Source organism: Neisseria sp. P0022.S010, from assembly GCF_051956635.1.
The window spans coordinates 1-4,167 of the sequence record NZ_JBQCXF010000253.1; the positions used below are offsets into that span (position 1 = coordinate 1).

Consider the following 4,167-nt stretch of genomic DNA (forward strand, 5'->3'; position numbering starts at 1 on the left):
TTTAAGGGCTTACGATGAGCGTAACTGTTGAAACTTTAGAAAATCTGGAACGCAAAGTAGTATTGTCTCTGCCTTGGTCCAAAATCAACGCAGAAACTGAGAAAAAACTGAAACAAACCCAACGCCGTGCAAAAATTGACGGCTTCCGTCCGGGTAAAGCACCGTTCAAAATGATTGCCCAAATGTACGGCGCAAGCGCACAAAACGACGTTATCAACGAATTGGTACAACGCGAATTCTACGAAGTTGCCGTTGCTCAAGAATTGAAAGTTGCCGGTTACCCACGCTTTGAAGGCATTGAAGAACAAGACGATCAAGAGTCTTTCAAAGTTGCCGCTATTTTTGAAGTTTTCCCTGAAGTAACTATTGGTGACCTGTCTGCCCAAGAAGTAGAAAAAGTTACTGCGACTGTTGGCGATGCCGAAGTTGACCAAACTGTAGAAATCCTGCGTAAACAACGCACCCGCTTCAACCATGTTGATCGCGAAGCCCAAAACGGCGACCGCGTCATCATCGACTTTGAAGGCAAAATCGACGGCGAACCTTTCGCTGGCGGTGCGTCTAAAAACTACGCTTTCGTATTGGGTGCAGGTCAAATGCTGCCTGAATTCGAAGCTGGTGTTGTCGGTATGAAAGCCGGTGAAAGCAAAGATGTTACCGTAAACTTCCCTGAAGACTACCACGGTAAAGATGTTGCCGGTAAATCTGCCGTATTCACCATCACTCTAAACAACGTTTCTGAAGCTACTTTGCCTGAAGTTGACGCAGACTTCGCTAAAGCTCTGGGCATTGAAGACGGCGACGTTGCCAAAATGCGTGAAGAAGTGAAGAAAAACGTTGGCCGCGAAGTTAATCGTCGCATCGGTGAACAAACTAAAGAATCTGTAATGAACGCCCTGCTCAAAGCAGCCGATTTGCAAGTTCCTGTTGCTTTGGTCAACGAAGAAGCCGCCCGCTTGGCAAACGAAATGAAACAAAACTTCGTTAACCAAGGTATGGCTGATGCTGCCAACTTGGATCTGCCTTTGGACATGTTCAAAGAACAAGCGGAACGCCGCGTTTCTTTGGGCCTGATTTTGGCTAAATTGGTTGAAGAAAACAAACTTGAGCCAACTGAAGACCAAATCAAAGCCGTTGTTGCTAACTTCGCTGAAAGCTACGAAGACCCTCAAGAAGTTATCGACTGGTACTACGCAGAGCCTTCCCGCCTGCAAGGTCCGACTTCTTTGGCAGTAGAAAGCAATGTTGTTGATTTCGTTCTGAGCAAAGCTAAAGTAACTGAAAAAGCGCTGTCTTTTGACGAAGTAATGGGCGCACAAGCTTAATTGCTCCAAGGCCGTCTGAAACAGACAATCAAAAGCACCGAAGCGCTTTAAATGCTTTGGTGCTTTTCCATCATTAACAGGAGACAAAAATGTCCTTCGATTTCAATAATTACCTTGTCCCTACCGTTATCGAACAAAGCGGTCGCGGCGAGCGCGCATTCGACATCTACTCACGCCTTTTGAAAGAGCGCATCGTTTTCTTGATCGGCCCAGTGACAGACGAATCTGCCAATCTGGTTGTTGCGCAATTACTGTTCTTGGAAAGCGAAAACCCAGATAAAGATATCTTCTTCTATATCAACTCTCCGGGCGGTTCGGTTACTGCAGGTATGTCGATTTACGACACCATGAACTTCATCAAGCCTCATGTTTCTACCTTATGCTTGGGCCAAGCGGCAAGTATGGGCGCATTCCTGTTGTCCGCAGGTGAAAAAGGCAAACGCTTTGCCCTGCCAAACAGCCGTATCATGATTCACCAACCACTCATCAGCGGCGGTTTGGCCGGTCAGGCTTCCGATATTGAAATTCACGCTAAAGAGCTGTTGAAAATCAAAGAGAAACTGAACCGCTTACTCGCCAAACATTGTGATCGCGATTTGGCCGACTTGGAACGCGATACCGACCGCGACAATTATATGTCTGCCGATGAAGCTAAAGAATATGGTTTGATTGACCAAGTTTTGGAAAACCGCGCCTCTCTGCAAGCCTAATCTTTATCAGTTTTAAATTAAAAGGCCGTCTGAAAAGTATATATTCAGACGGCCTTTCTTCAATTTACTTCGCGTTGTCTTTATTATTCACCTGAACCGGATACAGCAAAATCAAAGGATTGGCTTTAACTTGGCTCCAGAAGATTTTCAGCAGATTGCGCATACTGCCCAAACGCGTACCGCGAGAACGAAGCGCAACGGCCAAAGCCAAAGAAAAGCTGACCACCAGATTTACCATACCGATTGCCAATACACTTGCCAAGCCAAGTATAAAAGTGAATATATCTGCATGACCGCTAATCGCGGCATAACCCAAGTTTGCCGAAGAGAACGCCACATGGCGAATATCCAGCGGCAAGCCGAAAAGATGGCCAAAATAGCCGGTCATCCCCAAAAGCATACCGAAAATAAAATTGCCCATAAGCGAGCCGTAATGCTTATGAATATAAGCGGCCAAGCGGCGGCGCGGCTGCGGACGCATGATTTTTCGTAAAAACGGATTAAAAGGCAGGCGCTGACGCAGGTTCAGATAATCGGAACGGTTATCAAAGAAGCCGGCAATAATCCCCGAACAAAACAACCATACACCGGCAATAGCGGCATACCATAAGGTCGGCTGAGTAAAAATCTCAATAGATTTAAACTGGTAGGCTGTAACCGCTTCGTTCAACAAGGGCTGACCATGCGTGTAGGCATAACCCCAAGCGATCCCAGCCGCCAACAATACGGCAATCGATACATTGCCAAACACGGCCACACTTTGCGAACGACACACGTCAATCAGCAGTTTTGCCAATTTATTGTCCACCGCTTTACTGCCTTCATTTGAGTCCACCTGCTCGGCAAAGCTCGCCGCTGTCATGGCAGGCTGCTTAGTCGCAACGGTGCAGTGCAGCATATGAATCAGCATAAAGCCTAAGCCATAGTTAAGTCCGGCAAGGAATGAAGTAGTAAACTCGCCGAATCCCAAAGACGCAATATGGATTTTATTTAATGCCATCAAAGCAATAATTACGCCGCCACCTGCTGCAGAATAAAACATTTTGAAATATTCGCTACGGTTGCGCGTAATGTAATGCTCACCATGATGACTTTTGTTTTCCGTAATACTGCGCGCCAGCATTCGGATACTGCTTTTACGCAAGTGGCTGGTACTGTATTGCTCTACCGCCGCGTAAATCATCGCATTCATCAGATTGATGGTTAAGCGGGTGCGGCTGCCGGTTTCAATTTGAATATTGGTCAGCAGTTTCAGACGGCCTAGGGTTTGCTGCAGACGCTCCAGCAAGTGGGCCACTTTCACTGACGAACCAGACCCCGCCCCTGTACCACGACGACGCAGATACTCAATTTGCTTGTCGCACTGGTCAAACATGACCTCCAAGTGCGCCGTATCGTAAGTTTCTTCGCTGTGGCGATAGTGTTCAACCAATTTTGCAATTTCACGTTGCAAAGCAACAAATGCCGAATCCGCTTCCAACAAACGGGGGGCGATCCGTATTAAATCCGGCTCAATCGCTTCGGAAGCAATCCAAATAGACAGCATTTCTACCGCTCGCAAACGGGCATCTGCCAACTGTCGGCCTGCCGTCTGAAGCAAAGCAGGATCGGCTTTACCCTGCAACAATTCATACATGCTCAACCATTGGCGCAAACTCAAAGTCTGCAACCATTTATCATCGTTTTTCGAATGAAAAAGATATAAAAATACTTCGCGCAGATTGGAAAAATCTTTATAAGACGGGCTGAAACGTTCGTAAATCCGTATGCCCATCTCTCGAGTAAAACTATGACGCGAGAAAATACCCAGCTTAATCAGCGCAGGATAGATGTGAACTTTAGACAACCAGGCATAGAAGCGCAGGCTGAATTGACGGCATAAAGCATCGTCTTGTTTTAAAGTAGATAAAATCAAATCGAAACATTCGGAAGCCTGTTTTTTGCCTCCTCGGCGCAAAAATTTGATTAATGCATTGAGAATAAGAACAAAGTCGGTATCATTTAAGCGTTCCGACAAAATAATGTGAAGATTTTGATTAGTCAGTTTTGGCATTGTAGTATTATTACATAAAATGAGATCTTTAGCAAGAACCTTGGCAAACAGGTCGGATTATATCGCATTCTTTATCAAC

At 46.0% G+C, this 4,167-nt stretch carries 3 protein-coding genes; 2 read left to right on the top strand and 1 reads right to left on the bottom strand.

Annotation, left to right across the window (positions count from 1 at the left end):
• Positions 1 to 14: 14 nt before the first annotated feature.
• Both tig and clpP read left to right on the top strand, forming a co-directional pair.
• Positions 15 to 1,325, top strand: coding sequence for a trigger factor (gene tig / locus ACTHUT_RS14745; protein ID WP_250600589.1), 1,311 nt, complete (start codon positions 15 to 17; stop codon positions 1,323 to 1,325).
• A gap of 89 nt (positions 1,326 to 1,414) precedes the next feature.
• On the top strand, positions 1,415 to 2,035 hold the full coding sequence (gene clpP, locus ACTHUT_RS14750; RefSeq protein ID WP_003683589.1) for an ATP-dependent Clp endopeptidase proteolytic subunit ClpP: 621 nt from the start codon (positions 1,415 to 1,417) through the stop codon (positions 2,033 to 2,035).
• Between the two features lie 64 nt (positions 2,036 to 2,099).
• Here the strand turns inward: clpP and ACTHUT_RS14755 are convergent, their stop codons facing one another.
• Positions 2,100 to 4,088, bottom strand: a complete 1,989-nt coding sequence (locus ACTHUT_RS14755) for a site-specific recombinase (RefSeq protein WP_440418967.1) — start codon at positions 4,086 to 4,088, stop codon at positions 2,100 to 2,102.
• Positions 4,089 to 4,167 lie beyond the last annotated feature (79 nt).

Excerpts from the sequence above, each read along its gene's own strand:
- tig (WP_250600589.1), top strand. The coding sequence starts at position 15 with ATGAGCGTAACTGTTGAAACTTTAGAAAATCTGGAACGCAAAGTAGTA.
- clpP (WP_003683589.1), top strand. The coding sequence starts at position 1,415 with ATGTCCTTCGATTTCAATAATTACCTTGTCCCTACCGTTATCGAACAA.
- ACTHUT_RS14755 (WP_440418967.1), bottom strand. The coding sequence starts at position 4,088 with ATGCCAAAACTGACTAATCAAAATCTTCACATTATTTTGTCGGAACGC.